Below are 24055 nucleotides of genomic sequence, written 5' to 3'. Positions count from 1 at the left end.
CGGCCGGCGCGTGCGGAGCGGGATCCTAACGCGGCACTTCCGCCCGTCTGGCGCCCCAGGGCGACCCGCCATGTCCGAGCCTTCCACCACCCGCCCCGTGGCCACGCCACCCCGCCACGGCCTGCCGCTGCACCTGCTGGCCGGCTTGGCCGGGCTGGGCTGGCAGCTGCAGCAGGCGCGCCTGCTTGATGGTCCCGAGCGCGCCGGCCTGCTGGCCGCCGCGCTGTTCGGCTTGCTGCTGGCCGTGGGTCTGTCTCGACGCGGCTGGCGCGGATCGGCGACCGGCGCCGGCCTGATCTCGGCGGCGCTGGCCGGCTGGCTGGCCTGTGACCTGCGCGCCGGCTGGCGGCTGGACGACCGGCTCGATCCGGCCCTCGACGGCGCGGTGGTGCAGCTCACCGGCGTGGTGCGCGGCCTGCCGGTGCAGCGCCCGGATGGTGCACGGGCCGTCGTGGAGATCGAGTCGGCGACCCTGGCCGGGCGCACGCTGCGACCGGGGGTTGAGCTGCCGCGCCGACTCTGGCTTGCCTGGCATGCGCCGCTGGACGGCACGGCCTCGGCCGGGAGCAGCCTGCAAAGCGGACAACGCTGGCGCTGGCCGGTGCGGCTGCTGCTGCCGCGCGCGCGCCTGAATCCGCACCTGCCCGACGGCGAACTGTGGTTGTTCGAACAAGGCCTGCGGGCGACCGCCTCGGTGCGCGAGGCCGGAGGCCCACCGCAGCGTCTGGCCGACGACGGCAGTGCCTTCGACCCGCTGGGCCCGATCGACCGCTGGCGCGACCGGGTCCGGCGCGACATCCGTCGCGAGGTCGGCGACCGCCGCCAGGCGGGTCTGCTGGCCGGCCTGGTGATCGGCGACCAGACCTCGGTCGTCGCGCGCGACTGGGCCAGCGTGCGCGCCACCGGCACGGCCCATCTGCTGGCGGTCAGCGGCTTGCACCTGACGATGTGGGCCCTGATCGCCCGGGCCGTGGCCGACCGGCTGTGGCGCCGCAGCCGTCGCGCGATGCGGGCACTGCCAGCCCCGCGTGCGGCCCGCTGGATCGGCCTGCTGGCCGCGCTGGCTTATGCGCTGGCCTGTGGCTGGGGCGTGCCGGCCCAGCGCACGGTGCTGATGCTGGCAACCTGGACGCTGCTGCGCGACCGCGCCCGGCGCTGGCCGGCACTGCGGGTGCTGGCGACCTGCGCGGCCGTGGTGCTGGCGGCCGATCCCTGGGCCGCGCTGCAGCCGGGCTTCTGGCTGTCCTTCGTCGCGGTGGCCTTGTTGATGGCTGGCGGCGACAGTCGTTTCGAGGGAGATGTCGAGGCCCGTGCCAAGGCGCGCGCGTCGGACGTGCTGGAGGGCGGCCAGCAAGAGGCCAGCCTCTCTCACCGGATCGGGCGATCGGCCCTGCGCTGGCTTCGCGCGTCGTCGCGCAGCCAATGGATCGCCAGCGTCGGGCTGGCGCCGTGGACGCTGATCTTCTTCAACCAGCTGGCCCCCGTCGGCCTGCTGGCCAATGCGCTGGCCATACCGGTCGTGACCGTGCTGCTGACGCCGCTCGCGCTGGCCGGCCTGCTGTGGCCCGCCTGCTGGTCGATCGCCGGGCCGCTGGCAGCGGCCGGGGTCGACGGCCTGGGGCTGCTGGCGGAGATGTTTGGCGACTGGCGTCCGGGCGCCGCGCCGCCGGCCTTGCAGCTGCTGGGCGCCGTCGGCGCGGCGGCGGTCGTGGCGCCTTGGCCGTGGGCCCTGCGCCTGGCCGGTGCCTGGATGGTGCTGGCCATGCTGAGCCCGCCGCTGGCCCGGCCGGCCGAAGGGCAGGTCGAACTGATCGCGCTGGACGTCGGTCAGGGTCAGGCGGTGCTGGTGCGCACGGCCCGCCATGTGCTGCTCTACGACAGCGGTCCGGCCGGTCTGCGCGCCGGTCGGGACGATGCCGGCGCAGCGCTGTCCGCCGGCTTCGCATCACCGGCGGACAGCGCCTGGCAAGCCGCCACCGCGCCGCCCGCGCCCTTGGACGCCGAGCCCGGCGAGCGCCTGCTGCTGCCCCTGCTGGATGCGCTGGGCCATCAGCGGCTCGACCTGCTGATGCTGTCGCACCGCGACAGCGATCACGTTGGCGGTGCGTCCGCGCTGCTGCGCGCCGGCCGGGTGCACGGCTTGATGACGTCGCTGGAAGCCGGCCACCGCCTGCGGCGGCTGGCACCGCACCAGCCTTGCACGGCGGGGCTGCGCTGGCGCTGGGACGGCGTCGACTTCGAGCTGCTGCACCCGACGCCGGCCGACCTGGACCTGCGCGAGTCCGGCCGTCTGCCGTCCAACGCGGTCAGCTGCGTGCTGCGGGTGGCAGCGGCCGACGCCCGACCCGATGGCCACGGCGTGCTGCTGCTGACCGGCGACATCGAGCGGCGTCAGGAGCTGGCGATCACCGAACGCGCCAGCGCCTCGCCCGCTGCGGTGCCCTTGCGGGCCGAGCTGATGCTGGTGCCGCACCACGGCAGCCGGACCTCGTCGACCGATGCGTGGCTGGCCGCCGTGCAGCCCCGGCTGGCGCTGGTGCAGGCCGGCCACCTCAATCGCTACGGCCACCCGTCCGCCGAGGTCATGGCGCGCTATCGTGCGCACGGGATCGGGGTGATCCGCACTGATCGGTGCGGGGCCTGGCACTGGCGCAGTGCGTCCGACCGCTTGCCTGCGCCAGAAGGGTGCGAACGCTGGCGCCGATACCGCTACTGGCATGTGCCGCTGGACGTCGTGGCCATGGCCGGCGATGGCCTTGAATTTGCTAATGACTTGCCGTCCAACAGAGCCACACCATGAAATCGAAGTTCGACGAGATGTTTGCCCAGGGTGCCGACGTGCGCGAGCACTATCAGGCCTACGACCGCTGGTTGCGCAGCCAGCCACGCGACATGATGAAGGACCGGCGCGAAGAAGCGGAGATGATCTTCCGCCGCGTTGGCATCACCTTCGCCGTCTACGGTGACAAGGATGCCGGCGAGGGCACCGAGCGGCTGATCCCGTTCGACCTGATCCCGCGCGTGATCCCGGCGCACGAGTGGCGCGACATGGAGCGCGGCCTGCGACAGCGCGTCAATGCGCTGAACCGGTTTATCCACGACGTCTACCACGGCCAGGAAATCATCAAGGCCGGTCTGGTGCCCGCCGAGCAGATCACCCGCAACGCCCAGTTCCGCCCCGAGATGATCGGCGTGGACGTGCCAGGCGGCGTCTACTCGCACATCAGCGGCATCGACATCGTGCGGGCCGGCAATGCCGATGGCAGCGGCAGCTACTACGTGCTGGAGGACAACCTGCGCGTGCCCAGCGGCGTGAGCTACATGCTCGAGAACCGCAAGATGATGATGCGGCTGTTCCCCGAGCTGTTCGCCCAGCACCGCGTCGCGCCGGTGGCCCACTACCCCGACCTACTGCTGGAGACGCTGCGCAGCGTCGCGCCGGGCGGTGTCAACGAGCCGACCGTGGTCGTGCTGACGCCGGGCATGTACAACTCGGCCTACTTCGAACACGCCTTCCTGGCCCAGCAGATGGGTGTCGAGCTGGTCGAGGGGCAAGACCTGTTCGTCAAGGACAACTTCGTCTTCATGCGCACCACCCGCGGTCCTCGCCGGGTCGACGTGATCTACCGCCGGCTGGACGACGACTTCCTCGATCCGCTGGCCTTCCGGCCTGACACGACGCTGGGTTGCCCCGGCCTGCTGTCGGCCTACCGGGCGGGCAATGTGACCCTGTCCAACGCCATCGGCACGGGCGTGGCCGACGACAAGTCGATCTACCCGTATGTGCCGAAGATGATCGAGTTCTACCTCGGCGAAAAGCCCATCCTCAACAACGTGCCGACCTATCTGTGTCGGGTCGAGGATGACCTCAAGTACGTGCTGGCCCACCTGGGCGAGTTGGTGGTCAAGGAAGTCCACGGTGCCGGCGGCTACGGCATGCTGGTGGGCCCTGCGGCCACCCAGGCCGAGATCGAGGACTTCCGCAAGCACCTGCTGGCCAACCCGTCGAACTACATCGCGCAGCCGACGCTGAGCCTGTCGACCTGCCCGACCTTCGTGGATGCCGGCATCGCGCCGCGCCACATCGACCTGCGGCCCTTCGTGCTGTCGGGCGGCAAGGGGGTGCAGATGGTGCCGGGCGGCCTGACCCGGGTCGCGCTCAAGGAGGGCTCGCTGGTCGTCAACTCGTCACAGGGTGGCGGTACCAAGGACACCTGGGTGCTCGAGGACTGAGGCCTTCGAGGCCCCCGCCGCACCCCGCCACGCCTGACCACACGAGAACGAAGCACACGTCCCAAGGATCATTCCCATGCTGTCGAGAACCGCCGATCACCTCTTCTGGATGTCGCGCTACATGGAGCGCGCCGAGAACACCGCCCGCATGCTGGACGTCAACTACCAGACCTCGCTGCTGCCGCAGTCCGACGCCGTCAGCGAACTGGGCTGGCGCGGCCTGCTGAGCATCTCCGAGCTGAGTGGCGACTATGGCGCGCGCTACGGCGCCGTCGATGGCCGCAAGGTCATGGACTTCATGCTGCGCGACGAGCGCAACCCGTCGTCGATCTTCTGCTGCCTGCGGGCCGCGCGCGAGAACGCGCGGGCCGTGCGCGGTGCGCTGACCACCGAGGTCTGGGAGACCACCAACCAGACCTGGCTGGAGTTCAACCGCCTGCTGCGCGAGAAGTCCTTTGACCGCGACCCGGCCGCCGTGTTCGAGTGGGTCAAGTTCCGCTCGCACCTCTCGCGCGGCGTGCAGGTCGGCACCATGCTGCAGGACGAGGCGCTGCACTTCGTGCGCATCGGCACCTTCCTGGAGCGGGCCGACAACACCGCGCGCCTGCTGGACGTGAAGTTCCACGCTGTCGAGAGCGACTTCTACGGCGCGGCCGATGCGCGTGACCTCGAATACGACTTCTATCACTGGACCGCGATCCTGCGCTCGGTCTCCGGCTTCGAGGTCTACCGCAAGGTCTACCGCAACGTGATCCAGCCGGAGAAGGTGGCGGAGCTGCTGATCCTGCGTCCGGACATGCCGCGGTCGCTGGCGGCCTGCACGCATGAGGTCACCAGCAACCTCGCACTCGTCGCCAACGACCAGTCGTCCGAAACCTTGCGCCGCGCCGGTCGCCTGCAGGCCGACCTGCAGTACGGCCGCATCGACGAAATCCTGGCCACCGGCCTGCATGCCTACCTGACCCAGTTCCTCGACCGCGTCGGCGACCTGGGCGCCGGCATCAGCCGCGACTTCCTGGTGGCGGCGCACTGATCGCCAGATCCTCAGAACACTCACAACAGGGTCCAGGCAGATCGCCTGGACACAGCTCATGACGAATCAGAAGTACAAGCCAAGCGGGCCGAGCGCCGGGCCGCTCCCAAGCCGGCCCGCATCCCCTCGCGGGATCGATCGACGCAGCCGTCGAACGAGGGGCTGAGATGTCCATTCACGTCGCACTGAATCACGTCACCCACTACAAGTACGACCGCCGGGTGAACCTCTCGCCACAGGTCGTGCGCCTGCGTCCGGCGCCGCATTGCCGCACGCCCATCCTGAGTTATTCCCTGCGGGTCGAACCGGTCGGCCATTTCGTCAACTGGCAGCAGGACCCGTTCTCGAACTACCAGGCCCGACTGGTTTTCCCGGACCCGACCACCGAGTTCAAGGTCACCGTCGACCTGGTGGCCGAGATGTCGGTCTACAACCCCTTCGACTTCTTCCTCGAACCCGGCGCCGAGACCTTCCCCTTCGGCTACGACGAGGTGCTGGCCGAGGAACTCGCGCCTTACCGCGTGCCGGCCCCGGCCACGCCGCTGCTGCAGGCCTTCCTCGACAACGTGCCGCGCGAGGAGATGCGCACCATCGATTTCCTGGTCTGGATCAACCAGAAGCTGCAACAGGACATCGCCTACACCATCCGCCTCGAACCGGGCGTGCAGACGCCCGAGGAGACGCTGACCAAGCGCAGCGGCTCCTGCCGCGACACGGGCTGGCTGCTGGTGGAGGCGCTGCGCCATCTGGGCCTGGCCGCTCGCTTTGTCTCGGGCTACCTGATCCAGTTGAAGCCGGACGTGGAGGCGCTCGACGGCCCGAGCGGCTCGGAGGTCGACTTCACCGACCTGCACGCCTGGTGCGAGGTCTACCTGCCCGGCGCCGGCTGGATCGGCCTGGACCCGACCTCCGGCCTGCTCGCCGGCGAGGGCCACATCCCGGTGGCCTGCACGCCGCAACCGTCCAGCGCGGCGCCGATCAGCGGTGCGGTCGACGAGTGCGAGGTCGAGTTCGGCCACCTGATGCAGGTCACGCGCATCCATGAGTCGCCGCGTGTCACCAAGCCCTACACCGAGGACCAGTGGCAGCAGGTGCTGGCGCTGGGCGAGCAGGTCGATGCCGACCTGTTGAAGGGCGACGTGCGCCTGACCATGGGCGGCGAGCCGACCTTTGTCGCGGTCGAGGACCGTGACGGCGCCGAATGGAACACCGACGCGCTCGGCCCGACCAAGCGCATCTACGCCCAAGAACTGGTGCAGCGCTTGCGTGCGCAATACGGCGACGGTGGCTTCCTGCACTTCGGCCAGGGCAAGTGGTATCCGGGCGAGCAACTGCCGCGCTGGGCCTTGTCGGTCTACTGGCGCGAGGACGGCCAGCCCTGCTGGCACGACCCGAGCCTGTTCGCCGACGAGCGCGACCCGCACGCCTACACCGCCGAGGACGCCAGCCGCTTCCTCAAGCACCTGACGACCAAGCTGTCGCTGCCCGATGCCTACATCCAGACCGGCTACGAGGACACCTGGTACTACCTGTGGCGCGAGCGCCGCCTGCCGGTCAACGTCGACCCGTTCGACAGCCGGCTGGAGGACGAGCTTGAGCGCATGCGCCTGCGCCGCATCTTCACGCAGGGCCTGGACGCGCCGGTTGGCTATGTGCTGCCGCTCAAGCGCGAGGGCGCACCCGGCCTGGCTGGCTCGCACTGGGTCACCGGCCCATGGTTCTTCCGCGACGAACGCATGTACCTCTTCCCGGGCGATTCGCCGATGGGCTACCGGCTGCCGCTGGACTCGCTGCCCTGGGTCGCCTCGCATGAGTTCCCCTACCTGATCGAGCAGGACCCCTTCGCCGACCGCAGCGCGCTGCCGGCCGCCGCACGGCTGCGCAGCCAGTACGCCGCGCATGTCATCGGTGGTGGCTTTGCCGAGGGTGGCACCGTGGCCCGACAGGGACCGGTCACGCCCGGCGACTACGGCGACAGCGACGGCGACGCGGGCTGGCCGGCCCAGGGCGATGCGGTGTTCACCGCCGGCCCGGCCAAGGCCGCCGCGCGGGCACCGCTGCGTCAACTGAGCAGCGAGGAACTGGCCAAGGCGCCCGAGCGCTACCAGTCGGCCTACTGGATCACCCGCACCGCGCTGTGCGTGGAAGCGCGTGACCCGCGCCGTGCCAACGGCCCGAAGGCCGAGAAGGTCGGCGAGGCCAGCGGCGTGCTCTACGTCTTCATGCCGCCGCTGCAGCACCTGGAGGACTACCTCGACCTGCTCGCGGCGGTCGAGACCACGGCGGCCGAACTGGGCGTGAAGATCGTGCTGGAGGGCTACCCGCCGCCGCGCGACCCGCGCCTGAAGATGCTGCAGGTCACGCCCGACCCGGGCGTCATCGAGGTCAACATCCACCCGGCCCACAACTGGGGCGAGCTGGTCGAGCACACCGAGTTCCTCTACGACGCGGCCTGGAAGACCCGCCTGTCGAGCGAGAAGTTCATGCTCGACGGTCGCCACACCGGCACCGGCGGCGGCAACCACTTTGTGCTGGGCGGCGCCACGCCGGCCGATTCGCCCTTCCTGCGCCGGCCCGACCTGCTGGCCTCGCTGCTGACCTACTGGCACAACCACCCGAGCCTGAGCTACCTGTTCAGCGGCATGTTCATCGGCCCGACCAGCCAGGCCCCGCGGGTCGACGAGGCCCGCAACGACCAGGTCTACGAGCTGGAGATCGCGCTGGCCGAGATCGAGCGCAACAAGGCCGTCTACGGTGCCGACATGCCGCCGTGGCTGGTCGACCGCACGCTGCGCAATGTGCTGATCGACGTCACCGGCAACACCCACCGCAGCGAGTTCTGCATCGACAAGCTCTATTCGCCCGACAGCGCCACCGGTCGCCTGGGCCTGCTGGAGCTGCGCGCCTTCGAGATGCCGCCCCATGCGCGCATGAGCATCGTCCAGCAGCTCTTGCTGCGTGCGCTGGTGGCGCGTTTCTGGGCCGAGCCCTACCGCGCGCCGCTGGTGCGCTGGGGCACCGAGCTGCACGACCGCTACCTGTTGCCCAGCTTCGTCGAGATGGACTTCGAGGACGTCATCGACGAGATGGGCATGGCCGGCTACGGCTTCGACGCCGACTGGTTCGCGCCGCACTTCGAGTTCCGCTTCCCCAAGGTCGGCGAGATCAGCGCCCGCGGCGTGCACCTGAGCCTGCGCAACGCGCTGGAGCCGTGGCATGTGATGGGCGAGGAAGGCTCGCCCGGCGGCACGGTGCGCTACGTCGACTCGTCGCTGGAGCGCATCGAGGTCAAGGTGACCGGCCTGGTGGATCCGCGCCACATCGTCACCGTCAATGGCGAGCCGCTGGCGCTGCAGCCGACCGGGCGGGTTGGTGAGTTCGTCGGTGGCGTGCGCTACCGCGCCTGGCAGCCCTCGTCGGCGCTGCACCCGACCATCGGCGTGCATGCCCCGCTGACCTTCGACCTGGTCGACAGCTGGATGAAGCGTTCGCTGGGCGGCTGCCAGTACCACGTCGCCCACCCGGGCGGTCGCAGCTACGAGACCTTCCCGGTCAACTCCTACGAGGCCGAGAGCCGCCGCCTGGCGCGCTTCTTCACGATGGGCCACACGCCCGGCCGCATGGAGGTGCTGCCGGCCGAACGCAGCCTGGAGTTCCCGTTCACCCGGGACCTGCGCCGACGTTGAGCCCGCGCGTGCGGTGCGCGTCCTTGCCGGACGCCCACCGCACGCTGCACGCCGCACGCCTGCTGCTCGCCCCACGTCCAGCCCTGGCCTACCCGCATGACCGGCGCTGCGGCCCCGAGGCATCATGCCGCCCATGCAATCGAGCCTCCTGTCCGACGATGACCTGCCCGACCCCGCTGCGCTGGCCGCAGCGGCGGCCGGCCGTGGCACGCCGGGCCACTACGACGAACTGCGCGGCACGCTGAGCCGCGCCGACCACAAGGTCGTTGCCGACTCGGCTGCGGCCGTCACGTCCGCCCTGACCGGCGCGACCGCTGTCGACGCCGATGCAGACGACGCCGACGACAGCGACAGCGACAAAGACGACGAGCCCACCGACCCGCCCGAGGCCGCCGAGGACGTCGACGCAGCCGCCGGCGCCTTGCCGGCGCGTGGCCTGGCGCCGGTCTGGCGCGACTTCTTTGGCAGCACCGGCCTGGACGGCTGGCAGGACCTGGGCTCACGTCAGGCCCGCGTGCAGCGCCGCGTGCGCGACGACGGCGCGACCTACAACGTCTACGCCGACGGTAGCCACAGCGAGCGCACCTGGCCGCTGGAGATGCTGCCGCTGGTGATCTCCGCGCCCGAATGGGCCCGCATCGAACGCGGCGTGCGCCAGCGCGCCCGCATGCTGGAGGCAGCGCTGGCGGACATCTACGGCCCGCAGCACCTGCTGCGCGAGGGCGTTCTGCCGGCCTCGCTGGTGCTGGCCCATCCGCAATACCTGCGGCCGATGCATGGCGTCAAGCCGGCCGGTGGCGCCTGGCTGCACCTGCTGGCGATCGACCTGGCGCGTGGCCCCGATGGCCACTGGTGGGTGGTCGACCGCCGCACCCAGGCGCCGTCCGGCCTGGGCTATCTGCTGGAGAACCGGCTGATCATTGCCCAGCAGTTCCCGGAGGCCTTCCGCGACATGAAGGTCCAGCGCGTGGCGGCCACCTTCCGGGCCCTGATGGATGGCCTGCTGCGGTCCAGCCCGGCGGGCGAGCGCTCGCGGGTGGCGCTGCTGACGCCCGGTCCGCGCAACGAGACCTACTTTGAACATGTGTTCCTGGCCCGCTACCTCGGCGTCAGCCTGGTCGAGGGCTCGGACTTGACGGTGCGCGACCAGCGCCTCTATCTCAAGACCCTGCACGGCCTGGAGCGGGTGCATGTGCTGCTGCGCCGGGTCGACGACGAGTGGCTGGACCCGCTGGAGCTGCGGCCCGAGTCGGCGCTTGGCGTGCCCGGCCTGCTGCAGGCGGTGCGCGCCGGCGAGGTCGTGCTGGCCAATGCGCCCGGTGCCGGCGTGCTCGAAACGCCCGGCCTGACCGCCTTCTGGCCCGGCGTCGCCCGGCGCCTGCTTGGCGAGGAGCTGAAGCTGCCGGCCACCACCAGCTGGTGGTGCGGCGAGGCCAGCGTCTGGGCCGCCAGCCGCGACCGCCTGGCCGACTACGTGATCGTGCCGACCTTCCCGGCCGGCCCGGTCACACAAGGCTTCGAGCCGGTGCTCGGCAGCGAGCTGGACGCCGCCAGCCGGCGCGCTTGGCAAGCCCGCATCGATGCCAACCCGTCGGCCTACACCCTGATGGGTCGTGTGCGGCCGTCCGAACTGCCGGTTTGGCGCGACGGCCGGCTGGAGCCCCGTCCGGTCGTCCTGCGGGTCTATGCGATGAACGACGGGCAGGGCGGCTGGTGCGTGCTGCCCGGCGGTCTGACGCGGGTCGGCCTGCGGCCGGGCGAGTCCCCGAGTGCGGCGCCTGCTGCGCCCGTGGCTGGCGCTGCCGCTGGCATCGGCGCTGGCATCGCCACTGGGGCGGGCGTGCCGTCCGGCAAGGGCGGGGCCGATGTCTACCTGTCGATCCAGCGCGGCAGTGCCAGCACCGACACCTGGGTGCTGACCGACGGCGAGGTTGACCCGACCAGCCTGCTGCCGCCGCCGCTGGCGCCGATCGAGCTGGCCCACTGGCACCGCGTCATCACCAGCCGATCGGCCGAGAACCTGTTCTGGCTGGGCCGCTACACCGAGCGGGCCGAGAACACCGTGCGGCTGGCCCGTCTGGCGCTTGAAGGCCTGCCCGGCGCCAGCCCGCAGGTGCTGGAAGTCCTGCACGCGCTGCTGCTGCGCCATGGCCTGATCGGGCCGGGCGTGCCGTCGCCGGCCCTGCCTTCGCCGCAGGCGGGGCGGCTGTTCGAACGTGCGCTGGTGCGCAGCCTGGGCGACGCGGTCGCGGGTCCGAGCGTGGCCTACAACCTGCGCGCGCTGCGCGGCTGCGCCGAGGCCCTGCGCGAGCGCTTGTCGACCGAACACTGGGCCATGATCCAGGAGCTGGAGCAGCGCTTCTCCAGCGAGATGGCCGAGGTGCTGGCCGCCGAGGGCCACGAGCCGCTGTCGGACGTGTTGACCGTGCTGGGCGGCGCGATGATGCGGCTCAGTGCCGTCACCGGCGCGCAGACCGACCGCATGACCCGTGACGACGGCTGGCGCCTGCTCAGCGTCGGCCGCCAGATCGAGCGGCTGGACATGCTCTCGCATGCGCTGGGCCTGTGTTTCGAGCGCGGCCTGAGCCGGCTCGATGACGGTTTTGCGCTGATGCTGGGCCTGTTTGAGAGCACGATCACCTACCGCGCCAACTTCCAGGCCCGCCGCGAGGTGCTGCCGCTGGTCCACCTGCTGGTGCTCGACACCGACAACCCGCGCTCGCTCGCCTGGGTCGCCCGCACCATGCGTGACCGGCTGAAGAAGCTGGCCCGCCACGACCCGGTCTGGGCCGATGCCATCGCCGAGCGCCTGCCGCAGCCCGGCACCTGGTCGCTCGAAACCCTGGCCGGGGCCGACGAGGCCGGCCAGCATGTCGCCCTGATCGCCGCGCTGCGCAGCTGCAGCCAGGCCGCGCTGGACCTGTCCAACGAGATCAGCCAGCACCTGTTCTCGCACGTGGGCTCGGCCGACCGGGCGGTGTGGCAATGAGCGCCACGGCCAAGCAACGGGTCGCCCGCACCCTGCGGGTCCTGCACGAGACCCGCTACGACCATGACCGGCCGGTCGAGCTGGCCCACCACGTCGCCTACCTGCGCCCGCGCGACACCGAGGTGCAGCGGGTGCGCGACTGGTCGCTGCACATCAGCCCCTGGCCCGACGGCGTCGACGCCCAGGCCGCCGCCCGGCTGGATCACGAACTGGAAGACGCCGCGCAGGGCCTGCTGCCGCCGGTCGATGCCGCCTTGCGCGAGGCGCTGGACCCGGCGCCTGGCGTGCAACTCAGCGTCGACCCCTGGGGCAACTGGCGCGCGGTGTTCTCGCATTCGCGGGTGCACCGCCGCTTGATCGTGCGGGCCAGCTTTCTGGCCGAGCTCAAGAGCCAGCCCGGTCTGCGCCCGCACGCCAGCCCGGCCTGGGAAAGCGTGGCCCAGCGCCTGCGCTACCAGCCCGGCCAGGCCTTCGACGAGGCGCTGGAGTTCATGCTGCCGTCCTGGTTCGCGCCGCGTGACGCCGCACTGGCGCGTCTGGCCAGCGAGGTTTTCCTGCCCGGCACGCCGCTCTTGTCGGGCGCACTGGCCCTGATGCACCTGGTGCACCGCCGCTTCGAATACCGGCCGGCCGCAACCTCGGTGGCGACCCGCGCGACCGATGCGCTGGCGCAGCGCCGTGGCGTCTGCCAGGACTTCGCCCACGTGATGATCGGCGCGATGCGCTCGATCGGTCTCGCCGCCCGCTACGTCAGCGGCTACCTGCTGACCCAGCCGCCGCCGGGCCAGCCCCGCCTGGTTGGCGCCGACGCATCCCATGCCTGGGTGGCGGTCTGGTGCCCTGTGCATGGTTGGGTGGCGCTGGACCCGACCAACGCGGTGACCGCCGGCCCGGACCATGTCACGCTGGCCTGGGGCCGCGACTACGGCGACGTGGCCCCGCTGCGCGGCGTGATCCGTGGCGGCGACGGCGCCGAGCCGCGGGTGTCGGTGACCGTGGAGCCGGTCGATCCGGTCGACCCGGTGCAGCCGGATGCTGCGGGCGACGGGCGGGACGACGGTGACAAGGGCGACAAGGCTGACAAGGGCGGCTCCAATCCCGCGCCGCCCCGCCTCAGCGCTTCTTCGGCGCGAGGTGCTGGCTGAGCTGCGAGGCGCCGAACAGGACCTCGCGGGCCTGGTCGTCCATCAGCGGCTTGCGCTCGCTGGCCAGCACCTCGACGGCGCGCTGCACGGCAGGCCGCTTGCCGATCTCGTCGTACCAGCCCTTGAGGTGCGGGAAGTCAGCCCAGTCGATCCCCTGGTTCTTCCAGGACCGCAGCCACGGCCAGACCGCCATGTCGGCGATCGAATAGTCCGGCCCGCCGATGTAGGTCGACCTGGCGAGCCGCTTGTTCATCACGCCGTAGAGGCGCTTGGCCTCGTTGGTGTAGCGATCGATGGCGTAGGGCACCTTCTCGGGCGCATAGATGCGGAAGTGGTGGGCCTGTCCCAGCATCGGTCCCACGCCGCCCATCTGGAACATCAGCCACTGCAGCACCTCGTACTTGCCGGTCGTGCTGTCGGGCAGGAAGCGACAGGTCTTGCCGGCCAGGTAGAGCAAGATGGCGCCGGACTCGAACAGCGAGATCGGCTGGCCGTCCGGGCCGTCCGGATCGCTGATCGCGGGGATCTTGTTGTTCGGGCTGATCGCGAGGAAGTCGGCTTCGAACTGTTGGCCCTTGCCGATGTCCACGGCGTGAACGCGGTAGGGCAATCCGCACTCCTCCAGCATGATGTGGACCTTGTGACCGTTGGGCGTCGCCCACGAATACAGTTCAATCATGTGGTTCTCTGGTCGATAAGGAAGTGGGAAAGCCACTTTATTCGATATCGCCATGTTCGAAGCTCTCACACGCCTGCTGCGGGAATCCCGCCTGCGACCCTGGATCTCGCGCGACACGCGGCTGCTGCGCGACTGGGCGCGTGACCGTGGCGCCGTCTACAAGGTGCCGCGCCAAGGTCATGGCTGCGTGATCGAGAACTGCAGCCGCCACTTCCCGGCCCGGCTCGAATGGGGCGACAGCCAGCGCGACTACATCCGCGGCGCCGAGTTGCGCCTGCGCCTGGAACTCGGCCTGCCGGAGTCCTTCGAGGCCCTGGTGATGACGCGCACGCTGGCCGAACGCCTGGAGCAGCAGGCCTTCAAACAGCTCACGCGCGGCACCCAGACCGGCATCGACGCGAGCATGCCGGAGGAAGCCCGCTGGCTCGCGATGTTCGAGCCGGTGGCGATCGACGACCCCGAGTTCAGCCACCACTTCGTGCTGCTGGCGGCGTCGAAGACCGCTGCGCGGGCCTGGATCGATGCCGACATGGTCGCCCGGCTGCTGCGGGCGCGTGACAAGTGGCTGGGCAACGACACCGCCTTCGTGATGATGGCGCTGCGCGGCCGGCTGATGCTGCGGGTCGAGGCCCGTCACCTCGAAGAGACGGCGCTGGACGGCCTGTGCCTGGTGGCCGAGAGCGCGGCCAGCCATGCCCAGCAAGCCACCCGGCGCGGCGGCGCTCGGGTCGACCCGGCAGCGGTCCGGCGAGGCGCCGTGAGCAACATCCAGGGCGTGACCCACCTCAGTTCGCTGGACGAGCCCTTGCCGACCGGCGAGGTCAGTGACGGCGATGCGACCGCGATGTCGCCAGACCCCGGCCCATTGTCCAACCTGATGACGCCGACCGAACTCGGCGACGCCACAGGCATGGTCACCGGCGACAGCCTGGATCGGCAGCCGGACGGTCCCGGGCGCCAGCGGCGCTGAGGCCCGGGGGTCGCGGACCTCAGCGGTCCATGATGGCCGCGAGCTTCTCGCGCGACAGCACCACCAGCCGGGTGGGCTCGACCCGCAGCGCCCCTTCGCGCTCGAAGCCCTTGAGCTCCTGGTTGACGCGCTGGCGCGAGGCGCCGACCAGATGGGCCAGGTCTTCCTGGGCCAGTTGCAGGCCAATGCGGATTTCCTCGCCCTCGGCCTGCCCGTAGCTGCGCGCCAGCATCAGCACCTGCCGGGCCAGCCGTGCGGCCAGCGGGCGTGAATTGATGTCCTCCAGGTTGCTGAACATCAGCCGCAGGCGCCGGCAATTCAGGCGCAGCAGCGCCTCGTACAGCTCGGTGTGGCGCGCCAGCAGGCCCTGGAACTCGGACTTGCGCACGACCAGCAAGGTCGTGTCGCCATGCGTGACCGCGTCATGGGTGCGCGGCAGGCCGTCGAACAGCGCGATGTCACCGAACCAACTGCCGGGTTCGACATAGGTCAGCGTGATCTGCTTGCCACCCAGCGAGACCATGCCGATGCGCACCGCGCCGCTGGCCACGCCCATCCACTCCTGCGGTTCGCCGCCGCGGGTGGTGATCTGCATGCCGTCGCGGTAGCGCCGGATCGAGGCGTGGGCCAGGATGTCGTCGCGCAGGTTCGTCGACAGGCTGGCGAACCAGCGGCCTTCGTCGATCTGGCGGCGCTCCTCGGGGGTCAGGATCTGGCTGGTCATCGGAGGCCCCGCGCCGCCATCAGCTCAGGCTCTCGACCAGCCGGCCGAGCGCGCGGTCCAGCGTCTCGTCGCGCTTGGCGAAGCACAGCCGGGCGATCTGCTGGTTGACGCCGTCGCGGTAGAAGGCGCTCATCGGAATGGCCGCCACGCCGACCTCGGTGGTCAGCCAGCGGCAGAAAGCGTTCTCGTCCAGCGCGGCGATCGGCTCGGGCAAGGCGCTGTAGTCGACGCTCTGGAAGTAGGTGCCCTCGCAGGGCAGCAGCCGCAGCGCGGTGCCGGCCAGTCCGGCGCGGAAACGGTCGCGCTTGCGCTGGTAGAAGGCCGCCAGGTCCAGGTAAGGCCGCGGGTCGGCCATGTAGCGCGCCAGCGCGTGCTGCATCGGCGTGTTGACGGTGAAGACGTTGAACTGGTGGACCTTGCGGAACTCGGCCATCAGCGCGGCCGGTGCCGCTGCGTAGGCGACCTTCCAGCCGGTCACGTGGTAGGTCTTGCCGAAGCTCGAGATCAGCACGCTGCGCGCGGCCAGTTCCGGGTGGCGGGCGACGCTCTGGTGCGCCACGCCGTCGTAGACCATGTGTTCGTAGACCTCGTCGGCGATCAGCACGATGGGCGTCGGCCGCAACAGCGCGGCGAGCTGGGCCATTTCGGTCTCGGTCCAGACCGTGCCGCTGGGGTTGTGCGGTGTGTTGACGATCAGCGCCCGGGTGCGCGGCGTGATCGCGGCGGCGATGCGGTCGAAGTCAGGCCGGAACGTGCCGGGCGTCAGCGGCACCCGCACGCTGCGCGCGCCGGCCATCTCGATGCTGGGCTCGTAGCTGTCGTAGGCCGGCTCCAGCACGATCACCTCGTCGCCCGGCTGCGTCAAGGCCAGCACGGCGGTCAGGATGGCCTGGGTCGCCCCGGCGGTGATGGTGATCTCGCCGACCGGGTCATAGGCCGTGCCGTAGAGCGCCGCGATCTTGGCGGCGACCGCCTCGCGCAGGGCCGGCAGGCCGGCCATCGGCGGGTACTGGTTGTGGCCAGCGTCGAGCGCGTCCTTGACCGCCTGCATCAGCACCGGATCACTGTCGAAATCGGGGAAGCCTTGGCCGAGGTTGACCGCGCCGGTCTCGCTGGCGAGCGCCGACATGACGGTGAAGATGGTCGTGCCGACCGAGGGCAGTCGGCTGGCGGGCGTGGCGAGGGCGGCGGGGAGGGCGAGGGTCATGGTCGTGCGAGGTTCAGGTTCTTCGGGATCACATGGCGTCGGCGGCCGCGTCGCCGCCGGTAGGGCCGTGCATGGCCCGCTCGATCAGCGCACGGTTGAGCCGATCGGACAGCAGCTCGGCGAAGGCGAAGACGAAGTGGCGCAGGTAGGCGCCACGCTTGAAGGCGATGCGTGCGACGTTGGCGCCAAACAGGTGACCCAGCGGCATGGCGACCAGCTCGCCGCCGGGCGCGCACATCGGGTCGTCGCGCACGGCCATCTCGGCGACGATGCCCACGCCCAGGCCAAGCCGGACGTAGGTCTTGATGACGTCCGAGTCGATCGCCTCCAGCGCGATCTGCGGCTTCAGGCCGCGTTGCTCGAAGGCCGCGTCGATGCGGCCGCGTCCGGTGAACGACGGGTGGTAGGAAATCAGCGGATGCTTGACCAGATGCTCCAGCCCGATCCGTTCGAGCTGCGTCAGCGGGTGATCCGCCGGCATCACCGCGACATGGCGCCATTCGTAGCAGGGCAGGGTGACGAGGTCGTCGTACTGCGTCAGGCGCTCGGTGGCCATGCCGATCTCGGCGGCGTCATCCAGCACCATGCGGGCGACATCGTCGGGTGTGCCCTGGTGCAGGCTGACGGCGACCTTGGGCCAGGCCGTGCGCAGCGCGGCGACCGGTGCGGGCAGCACGTAGCGGGCCTGGGTGTGGGTGGCCGCGATCGACAGCGTGCCGGCGTCCTGGCGCGAGAAGTCCTCGCCGATGCGGCGCAGGTTGGCCAGCTCGCGCATGATCGATTCGATCGACTTGAGCACCAGCTGGCCCGGCTCGGTCACCCGCTTCAGGCGCTTGCCGTGGCGCGCGAAGATGTCCACGCCCAGCTCTTCCTCCAGCTCCAGGATGGCCTTGGAAATGCCCGGTTGCGAGGTGTGCAGCGCCTTGGCGGTCTCCGTCAGGTTGAGGTTGCGGCGCACCGCTTCCTGGACGAAGCGGAACTGGTGAAGGTTCATGGCGCCGGCCGGTCCTGGGTCGCCAGTTCGAGCGCGGCCAGCGCGATCGCGCGGGTCACGACCTCGGTCTCGCCGATGGCCGGTGTGGTGCGCAGCGCCAGCCCGGGATGGGTGACGCGCAACTCGTCCAGCAAGGCCGGCAGATCGCGCTTGACATGGCCGCCAGCGCCCAGGAACAGCGGCACCACGGTGATGTCGTCGCAGCCGCGGGAGCGCATCGTCGTGACCGCGTCCTTCAGCCCGGGTTGCATGAGTTCCAGAAAGGCCAGCTCGACGGCATGGTCCGGAGCGGCCGCGCGCATCTGGGCGGCAATGGCCTCGAAAGGCCGGGCCCACGCGGGGTCGCGGGCGCCATGGGCGAACAGCAGGATGCCTTGCATCGTCGGGTCTCGTCGGGGTTGGGGTCAGCGGCAGGTCGTGCCGCCAACCGGATTCATCGGTAGCGGACCAGCCAGCTGAAGGCGGCCATCGACAGCAGCAGGTAGATCGCGCTGGGCGCGCTGGCCGCGATCCACGGGGTCCAGTTGTTGAGCAGGCCGAGGTGGCCGCTGACGTTGTTGAGCAGCACGAAGCTGATGCCCAGCATGATGCCGCCGAACACCATCAGGCCGATGCCGCCGCTGCGGCCGTGCAGGTAGGCGAAGGGCAGCGCAAGACCCATCATCACCAGACAGGCAAAGGGGTAGAGCGCCTTCTTCCAGAACTGGATCTCGTAGCGCTGCGCCGCCTGGTCATGGTCCTCCAGGTGGCTGGTGTAGGTGTAGAGCGCCATCGTGGTCATGGTGCGCAGCGGCAGCACGGCCGAGGCGACCACCGCGCGGGTCAGACCGGAGCGCCACTGCAGTTCGTCGCGCACCTCGTCGTCCGCCAGCTTCGGCGTGCGGTCCGCGTCCCAGTGCGAGACCCGCACGCGCTGCAGCGTCCAGACGCCTTCGTCGTCGATGCGGGCCAGTTCGGCCTGGGTGCGCTGACGCAGCTCGCCGCGCGGGCCGAACTCGAAGATGCGCACCTGTTCGAGCGTGCCGTCGTCGCGCGCCGACAGGAAGTTCACCGTGTAGCGGTGCTCCCCGTCGGCCTGCACCGTGCTGTCCTTGAGCCAGGCGCCGCCCTGGGCCACCGTGAGCCGGCCCGACACGCTGGCCTGCAGAAGCGTGGCGCGGGTGTCGCACCAGGGCGCGATGAAGTCGCCGATCACGAAGGTCAGTGCCGCATAGCCCAGACCCAGTCCGGCCAGGAGCTGCAGCGCCAGGCCCGGGCCCAGGCCGCCGGTGCGCAGGATGGTGAACTCCGACGAATGGGCCAGCCGCGACAAGGCATGGATCGCGCCGATCAGCACCGCGATCGGTGCCAGCTCGTAGACATGGCCGGGCACCTGCAACAGGCAGCTCAGACCCGCATCGGCCAGCGTGTAGCCGTTGCGGCCTATCTGCTGTAGCTCGTCCATCAGGTCGATGAAGAAGAACAGGCCGAGGAAGGCCGCCATCACGAAGGCGGTGGCGCCCAGGATCTCGCGGTAGAGCAGGCGACGGACGGTGCGCATCGATCGGCTCCGGCTTCAGCGCCCGCGCGTGGCACGGCCACGCACGCGCCACCAGAACAGCGTCGCGGTGATCGCGGCCATGCCGCCATGCACCAGCAGCAAGGCACCGCCCAGCGACATCCGCCCGCCATTGACCCAGCTCTGGCTGAGGGTGACGAGGTTGAAGTAGACGATGAAGGCGAGCAAGGCCGACATCAGCGTCCAGGCACTGCCGGTGCGTGCGCTGCCTTGCGCCAGTCCGACACCGAGGAAGGCGAGGTTGATGCCAGCCAAGGACATGCCCAGTCGCCAGGCCAGCTCGCCCCGGGCGCGCGGCTCGTGGTCATCGAGCAGATCGAGCGTCGATCGGGCCTGCGGTCGCTGGGTCTCGGCCTGCGTGATCGCACGTTCCTCGATGCGGATGCGGTAGCTGTCGAAGCGCGAGATCGTGCGGGTCGTGCCGTCGAGGTCGAGGTCGGTGCGGGCGCCGTCGCGCAGCACCAGCTGACGCGAGCCCTCGTCGGGAACCTCGATGCGGCCGGCCAATGCGCTGGTCACCGACTCGCGGTCGGGGCGCTGGTCGACGATGAAGATGTTGCGGCCGGTGGTCGCGTCGGGCGACTGCTTGTCGATGAAGAAGACCCGCTGGCCATTGCTGGAGATCTGGAACTGGCCCGGCGCCACCCGTGACAGGTCCGAGCGCTGTTCATAGCGGGCCCGCAACTCGCTCGACTGGCGATTGGCCCACGGCCAGGTCACCAGCATCATCGCCACCACCATCAGCAGCACGGGTGTGGCGAAGCGCAGCACCGGCCGCAAGAAGCGCAGCAGCGACACGCCACTGGCGAACCAGACGGCCATCTCGCTGTCGCGGTAGAGCCGTGTCAGCGTCGCCACGATGGCCACGAACAGCGACAGGCAGAGGATGGTCGGCACATGGCCCAGGCCGGTGTAGCCCAGCAGCAGCACCACGTCCTGCGGCGAGACGCGACCCAGCGCGGCCTGTCCGAGCGTGCGGATCAACATCATCGTCAGCACGATGGTCAGGATGACCGTCAGGGTGCCGCCGAAGCTGCGCGACAGCTCCTTGCGTAGGGTGGAATCGAATAACATCATTGCGTCTTGTGACCGTACGGAATTATGGACGTTCGAGCCCTTCCCCTGATGCCTGAAGACTGGTCCGGACATGCCACACCGGCGTGGCTGATCGTGCTGCCGTCAGACCCCAAGACGTGGCGTCCGATGGGTGCCATTGCCGATCTGGCCCACGATGCCGTCCGGCACGGCGACCTCGAACTCAAGAACGGCAAGCAGCTCTACCTGCATCGGCCCGCTGGGCTGAAGGCGCAGCGCCTGGTCTTCGTGGTCGCCAGCGACCTCGGTGCCAAGGCCTGGCGCGGCGCGGTGGCGGCTGGCGTCGCCACCTTGAAGAACTCTGGCGCGTCCGCCGTCGTGATCGGCTGGGCCGGTCCCGAACCGTTGGGCGACCTGCACGGTGAACTGGCCACCACGGCCTTCGCCGACGCGCTCTACACCTACCGCCACACCAAGCCGAGCGCGCCTGCCGCTGCCGCACTGGGCAAGCTTGCCATCGCGGTCGACAAGACCGACAAGGCCCAGCTGGCCGCCGTGCGTGCGGGACTGGCACGTGGCACGGCCATCGGAGCCGGCGTGACCCTGGCCCGTGAATGTGCCAACCGTCCCGGCAACCACTGCACCCCGACGCAACTGGCCGCACAGGCCCGCGCCCTGGCCGAAGAGCAGGGCCTGGCCATCGAAGTTCTCGACCGCAAGGCCATGGCCAAGCTCGGCATGGGGGCGCTGCTGGCGGTCGCCCAGGGCTCCGATGAGCCGCCACAGTTCATCGTGCTGCGCTACGAAGGGGCCACCCGCAAGTCCGCGCCGATCGTGCTGGTGGGCAAGGGCATCACCTTCGACACCGGCGGCATCTCGATCAAGCCGGCGGCCGAGATGGACGAGATGAAGTTCGACATGGGCGGCGCCGCGAGCGTGCTTGGCACGATGCGCGCCGTCGCCGAGCTCAAGCCCAAGGTCAACCTGATCGGGGTCATCCCGACCTGCGAGAACATGCCCGATGGCCGTGCCGTCAAGCCGGGCGATGTCGTCACCAGCCTGTCGGGCCAGACCATCGAGATCCTCAACACCGACGCCGAGGGCCGGCTGATCCTGTGCGACGCGCTGACCTATGTCGAGCGCTTCAAGCCCACCGCTGTGGTCGACATCGCCACGCTGACAGGCGCCTGCGTGATCGCGCTGGGCCACCAGCACAGCGGCCTGTTCAGCGCCGATGACGCGCTGGCCGACAGCCTGCTGGGTGCCGGTCGCCGCAGCCTCGACAGCGCCTGGCGCATGCCGCTGGACGACGAATACGCTGACGGCCTCAAGAGCAACTTCGCCGACGTTGGCAACGTGGGTGGCCGGGCCGGTGGCGCGATCACCGCTGCGCTGTTCCTCAAGCGCTTCACGTCCGCCTACCGCTGGGCCCACCTCGACATCGCTGGCACGGCCTGGAAGAGCGGTGCGGCCAAGGGCGCCACCGGCCGGCCGGTGCCGCTGCTGACCCACTTCGTGCTCGACCAGGCCGAGGGCAAGGCCGGCTGAGGCCGGTCCCGCCCCACAGCGCCACGAGCGTCCTGACCATGGCACTGGCCGCTGTCGCCTTCCATTTCAACGTGCCCGACCGGCGCGAGTACACCTGCCGTCTGCTGCGCAAGGCCTGGCGTCAGGGGGCGCGCGTCGCGGTCACCGGCACGTCGCACGCGCTGGACGACCTGGACCGCTTCCTGTGGACCTTCGACACGCTCGAGTTCGTGCCGCACTGGCGTGCCGCCAGCCAGGATCGCCTGCCCGAGCGACTGCGCAGCCGCACGCCGATCGTGCTGTTGGACCAGCCCGGCCCGGAAGCGGGTCACGGTGTGCTGGTCAACCTGGGTCAGGACGTTCCCGAACCAGCGGCCCGCTTCGACCGGGTGATCGAGATCGTTGGCCTGGGCGACGAGGAGCGCGCCCACGCGCGTTTGCGCTGGCGCCACTACAGCCAGCTTGGTGTGCCCATCGAGCGGCACGACGTCAAGGCGATCTGACATGCAGCCGCCGCCCAAACTGGTGCCCACGCTCACCGATGTGGTGGGTTTCTCGCTCGACGGCGAACATCCGCCGTCCGACCCGGGCGCCGATCCGTCGTCGCTCGCCAGCCCGCGCAGCGCCGACGTGATGCAGCTGCGGCCGCATCAGAATCCAGCGGCAGCCGATGGTGTCGACGAAGAAGAGCTGACCCAGCGGGTGCTGATCGACGTCCAGCGGCAGATCGACCGGATGTTCGAATTCCGCATGCGCGAGAGCGTTGGCCCGGTCTTTGCGAGGCTGCTCGATGCCTTCCTGACCGAGACCCGTGAGGAACTCAACAAGACCTTGCACGACGTGGTTCGCCGCGCCGTCGCACAGGAACTGGCCCGTCACCGACCGCGCTGACACGCCATCCCGGCGGCGCGGGCGCAAACCTGAGCGAGCGACCCGAGGGGTTGTCATCTCAGTGTCTGCGCGTATTTCCCGGGTGCATTTGGTCCACTATCCTTACCGCTTCTATCAACGAGGGTTCACATGAATCGTTCTATTTTTGCTCTCTCCCTGGTCAGCGTCGCCATGCTCGCAGCCTGCGGCAAGAAGGAAGAAGCGGCTCCGGCTGCTGCTGCCGCTTCTGCCGCGCCTGCTGCCCCGGCTGCCGCCGTCGTCAAGATCGGCCACGTCGGCCCGACCAGCGGCGCGATTGCACACCTGGGCAAGGACAACGAGAACGGCGCTCGCATGGCGATCGACGAGCTCAACGCCAAGGGTGTGACGATCGGTGGCGCCAAGGTCACCTTCGAACTGCTGGCTGAAGACGACGGCGCTGACCCGAAGCAGGGCACGGCCGCTGCGCAGAAGCTGGTCGACTCGAAGGTTGCTGGTGTGGTGGGTCACCTGAACTCCGGCACCTCGATCCCGGCCTCGAAGATCTACAGCGATGCGGGTATCCCCCAGGTCTCGCCGTCGGCCACCAACCCGACCTTCACCCGCCAGGGCTTCAAGACCACCTTCCGCGTCGTCGCCGATGACGTGCATCTGGGTGGCACGCTGGGCAAGTACGCCGTCGCCGAGCTGAAGGGCAAGTCGATCGCCGTCATCGATGACCGCACCGCCTACGGCCAGGGCGTCGCTGACGAGTTCGAGAAGGGCGTCGCTGGCGCGGGTGGCAAGACCGTTGCCCGCGAATTCACCAACGACAAGGCCACGGACTTCACCTCCATCCTGACCAAGATCAAGGCGTCCAAGCCGGACGTCGTCTTCTTCGGCGGCATGGACGCTGTCGCCGGCCCGATGATCCGCCAGATGAAGCAACTGGGCATCAAGGCCAAGTTCATGGGCGGCGACGGCATCTGCTCGGGCGAACTGCCCAAGCTGTCGGGTGGCGCCATGGCCGACGGCCAGGTCGTCTGCGCCGAAGCCGGTGGTGTCGAAGGTGAAGCAAAGGTCTCGATGGACGACTTCAAGGCCCGCTTCAAGACCAAGTTCAACGCCGACGTGCAGATCTACGCGCCTTACGTCTACGACGCGACCAACGTGCTCGTGGCGGCGATGGTCAAGGCCGACTCGTCCGATCCGGCCAAGTACCTGCCGGTGCTGGCCCAGACCGCCGATTACAAGGGCGTGACCGGCACCATCTCGTTCGACGAGAAGGGCGACATCAAGAACGGCGCGCTGACCCTGTACACCTACAAGGCCGGTGCCCGCGAACAGATCGCCGTCGTGCGCTGATCCAGCGCCACGCCTGACGCGTCAGGTGTGACGTCGGCGCCGCAAAGCGCCGACCGATCGA

The 24055-nt window shown here is 69.9% G+C and carries 18 protein-coding genes; 11 read left to right on the top strand and 7 right to left on the bottom strand.

What is annotated here, in order from left to right; all coding sequences use genetic code 11:
- Nucleotides 1–70: 70 nt before the first annotated feature.
- The 6 genes from EV685_RS01405 to EV685_RS01380 all read left to right on the top strand — a co-directional run bounded on the left by EV685_RS01405 (nt 71) and on the right by EV685_RS01380 (nt 13086).
- Nucleotides 71–2800, top strand: a complete 2730-nt coding sequence (locus EV685_RS01405) for a ComEC/Rec2 family competence protein (protein WP_242615362.1) — start codon at nt 71–73, stop codon at nt 2798–2800.
- Nucleotides 2797–4233, top strand: a complete 1437-nt coding sequence (locus EV685_RS01400; protein WP_130480209.1) for a circularly permuted type 2 ATP-grasp protein — start codon at nt 2797–2799, stop codon at nt 4231–4233. The genes EV685_RS01405 and EV685_RS01400 overlap by 4 nt, the downstream gene beginning before the upstream one ends.
- A gap of 76 nt (nt 4234–4309) precedes the next feature.
- Entirely contained in the window at nt 4310–5266 is a 957-nt protein-coding gene (locus EV685_RS01395) for an alpha-E domain-containing protein (protein ID WP_130480208.1), read from the top strand.
- Between the two features lie 167 nt (nt 5267–5433).
- Complete coding sequence (locus tag EV685_RS01390; RefSeq protein ID WP_130480207.1) at nt 5434–8952, top strand: transglutaminase family protein; 3519 nt, start codon at nt 5434–5436, stop codon at nt 8950–8952.
- A 133-nt stretch (nt 8953–9085) separates the two neighbouring features.
- Nucleotides 9086–11941 carry a circularly permuted type 2 ATP-grasp protein gene (locus tag EV685_RS01385; protein WP_207224734.1) on the top strand — a complete coding sequence of 952 codons (2856 nt, stop codon included), beginning with the start codon at nt 9086–9088 and terminating at the stop codon, nt 11939–11941.
- Nucleotides 11938–13086, top strand: a complete 1149-nt coding sequence (locus tag EV685_RS01380) for a transglutaminase family protein (RefSeq protein WP_130480205.1) — start codon at nt 11938–11940, stop codon at nt 13084–13086. Before EV685_RS01385 ends, EV685_RS01380 begins: the two co-directional genes overlap by 4 nt.
- Here EV685_RS01380 and EV685_RS01375 read toward each other — a convergent pair.
- The gene (locus EV685_RS01375; RefSeq protein WP_130480204.1) at nt 13055–13765 is read right to left on the bottom strand and encodes a glutathione S-transferase N-terminal domain-containing protein; all 711 of its coding nucleotides are present in this window, start codon (nt 13763–13765) and stop codon (nt 13055–13057) included. The two genes, EV685_RS01380 and EV685_RS01375, sit on opposite strands and share 32 nt — an antisense overlap.
- A gap of 52 nt (nt 13766–13817) precedes the next feature.
- Here EV685_RS01375 and EV685_RS01370 point away from each other — a divergent pair, with 52 nt between their 5' ends.
- The gene (locus tag EV685_RS01370) at nt 13818–14735 is read left to right on the top strand and encodes a hypothetical protein (protein WP_130480203.1); all 918 of its coding nucleotides are present in this window, start codon (nt 13818–13820) and stop codon (nt 14733–14735) included.
- A gap of 19 nt (nt 14736–14754) precedes the next feature.
- Here EV685_RS01370 and EV685_RS01365 read toward each other — a convergent pair whose 3' ends face one another.
- The 6 genes from EV685_RS01365 to lptF are packed head-to-tail and all read right to left on the bottom strand — an operon-like array spanning nt 14755 to nt 20292.
- Complete coding sequence (locus EV685_RS01365; RefSeq protein WP_130480202.1) at nt 14755–15459, bottom strand: Crp/Fnr family transcriptional regulator; 705 nt, start codon at nt 15457–15459, stop codon at nt 14755–14757.
- Nucleotides 15460–15478: 19 nt separating this feature from the next.
- Nucleotides 15479–16666, bottom strand: a complete 1188-nt coding sequence (locus EV685_RS01360; RefSeq protein ID WP_130480201.1) for a methionine aminotransferase — start codon at nt 16664–16666, stop codon at nt 15479–15481.
- A 28-nt stretch (nt 16667–16694) separates the two neighbouring features.
- Complete coding sequence (locus EV685_RS01355; protein ID WP_130480200.1) at nt 16695–17660, bottom strand: CysB family HTH-type transcriptional regulator; 966 nt, start codon at nt 17658–17660, stop codon at nt 16695–16697.
- The gene (locus EV685_RS01350) at nt 17657–18040 is read right to left on the bottom strand and encodes a sirohydrochlorin chelatase (protein ID WP_130480199.1); all 384 of its coding nucleotides are present in this window, start codon (nt 18038–18040) and stop codon (nt 17657–17659) included. Before EV685_RS01350 ends, EV685_RS01355 begins: the two co-directional genes overlap by 4 nt.
- A gap of 53 nt (nt 18041–18093) precedes the next feature.
- Nucleotides 18094–19200 (bottom strand): LPS export ABC transporter permease LptG, encoded by a 1107-nt coding sequence (lptG, locus tag EV685_RS01345; RefSeq protein ID WP_130480198.1) that lies wholly within the window; start codon nt 19198–19200, stop codon nt 18094–18096.
- Nucleotides 19201–19215: 15 nt separating this feature from the next.
- The gene (gene lptF / locus EV685_RS01340) at nt 19216–20292 is read right to left on the bottom strand and encodes an LPS export ABC transporter permease LptF (protein WP_130480197.1); all 1077 of its coding nucleotides are present in this window, start codon (nt 20290–20292) and stop codon (nt 19216–19218) included.
- Between the two features lie 27 nt (nt 20293–20319).
- On the opposite strand from lptF, the gene EV685_RS01335 reads away from it, so the two are divergent.
- From EV685_RS01335 to EV685_RS01320, 4 genes are all read left to right on the top strand, one after another.
- Nucleotides 20320–21801, top strand: coding sequence for a leucyl aminopeptidase (locus EV685_RS01335; RefSeq protein WP_130480196.1), 1482 nt, complete (start codon nt 20320–20322; stop codon nt 21799–21801).
- A 38-nt stretch (nt 21802–21839) separates the two neighbouring features.
- Entirely contained in the window at nt 21840–22283 is a 444-nt protein-coding gene (locus tag EV685_RS01330; protein WP_242615360.1) for a DNA polymerase III subunit chi, read from the top strand.
- A gap of 1 nt (nt 22284) precedes the next feature.
- Nucleotides 22285–22671 (top strand): hypothetical protein, encoded by a 387-nt coding sequence (locus tag EV685_RS01325; RefSeq protein WP_130480195.1) that lies wholly within the window; start codon nt 22285–22287, stop codon nt 22669–22671.
- Between the two features lie 129 nt (nt 22672–22800).
- A complete protein-coding gene (locus EV685_RS01320; protein ID WP_130480194.1) occupies nt 22801–23994 on the top strand; it encodes a branched-chain amino acid ABC transporter substrate-binding protein in 1194 nt (397 codons plus the stop codon).
- Nucleotides 23995–24055: the final 61 nt, after the last annotated feature.

It is taken from the genome of Sphaerotilus mobilis, assembly GCF_004216565.1.
GTDB lineage: Bacteria > Pseudomonadota > Gammaproteobacteria > Burkholderiales > Burkholderiaceae_C > Sphaerotilus > Sphaerotilus mobilis.
The sequence above is the reverse complement of the archived record's forward strand: the minus strand, read 5'-3'. Positions and strand labels throughout refer to the sequence as shown.

Excerpts from the sequence above, each read along its gene's own strand:
- EV685_RS01370 (WP_130480203.1), top strand. The coding sequence starts at position 13,818 with ATGTTCGAAGCTCTCACACGCCTGCTGCGGGAATCCCGCCTGCGACCC.
- EV685_RS01330 (WP_242615360.1), top strand. The coding sequence starts at position 21,840 with ATGGCACTGGCCGCTGTCGCCTTCCATTTCAACGTGCCCGACCGGCGC.
- EV685_RS01365 (WP_130480202.1), bottom strand. The coding sequence starts at position 15,459 with ATGACCAGCCAGATCCTGACCCCCGAGGAGCGCCGCCAGATCGACGAA.
- lptG (WP_130480198.1), bottom strand. The coding sequence starts at position 19,200 with ATGCGCACCGTCCGTCGCCTGCTCTACCGCGAGATCCTGGGCGCCACC.
- EV685_RS01325 (WP_130480195.1), top strand. The coding sequence starts at position 22,285 with ATGCAGCCGCCGCCCAAACTGGTGCCCACGCTCACCGATGTGGTGGGT.
- EV685_RS01350 (WP_130480199.1), bottom strand. The coding sequence starts at position 18,040 with ATGCAAGGCATCCTGCTGTTCGCCCATGGCGCCCGCGACCCCGCGTGG.
- EV685_RS01390 (WP_130480207.1), top strand. The coding sequence starts at position 5,434 with ATGTCCATTCACGTCGCACTGAATCACGTCACCCACTACAAGTACGAC.
- EV685_RS01385 (WP_207224734.1), top strand. The coding sequence starts at position 9,086 with ATGCAATCGAGCCTCCTGTCCGACGATGACCTGCCCGACCCCGCTGCG.
- EV685_RS01395 (WP_130480208.1), top strand. The coding sequence starts at position 4,310 with ATGCTGTCGAGAACCGCCGATCACCTCTTCTGGATGTCGCGCTACATG.
- lptF (WP_130480197.1), bottom strand. The coding sequence starts at position 20,292 with ATGTTATTCGATTCCACCCTACGCAAGGAGCTGTCGCGCAGCTTCGGC.
- EV685_RS01360 (WP_130480201.1), bottom strand. The coding sequence starts at position 16,666 with ATGACCCTCGCCCTCCCCGCCGCCCTCGCCACGCCCGCCAGCCGACTG.
- EV685_RS01375 (WP_130480204.1), bottom strand. The coding sequence starts at position 13,765 with ATGATTGAACTGTATTCGTGGGCGACGCCCAACGGTCACAAGGTCCAC.
- EV685_RS01320 (WP_130480194.1), top strand. The coding sequence starts at position 22,801 with ATGAATCGTTCTATTTTTGCTCTCTCCCTGGTCAGCGTCGCCATGCTC.
- EV685_RS01400 (WP_130480209.1), top strand. The coding sequence starts at position 2,797 with ATGAAATCGAAGTTCGACGAGATGTTTGCCCAGGGTGCCGACGTGCGC.
- EV685_RS01405 (WP_242615362.1), top strand. The coding sequence starts at position 71 with ATGTCCGAGCCTTCCACCACCCGCCCCGTGGCCACGCCACCCCGCCAC.
- EV685_RS01380 (WP_130480205.1), top strand. The coding sequence starts at position 11,938 with ATGAGCGCCACGGCCAAGCAACGGGTCGCCCGCACCCTGCGGGTCCTG.
- EV685_RS01355 (WP_130480200.1), bottom strand. The coding sequence starts at position 17,660 with ATGAACCTTCACCAGTTCCGCTTCGTCCAGGAAGCGGTGCGCCGCAAC.
- EV685_RS01335 (WP_130480196.1), top strand. The coding sequence starts at position 20,320 with ATGGACGTTCGAGCCCTTCCCCTGATGCCTGAAGACTGGTCCGGACAT.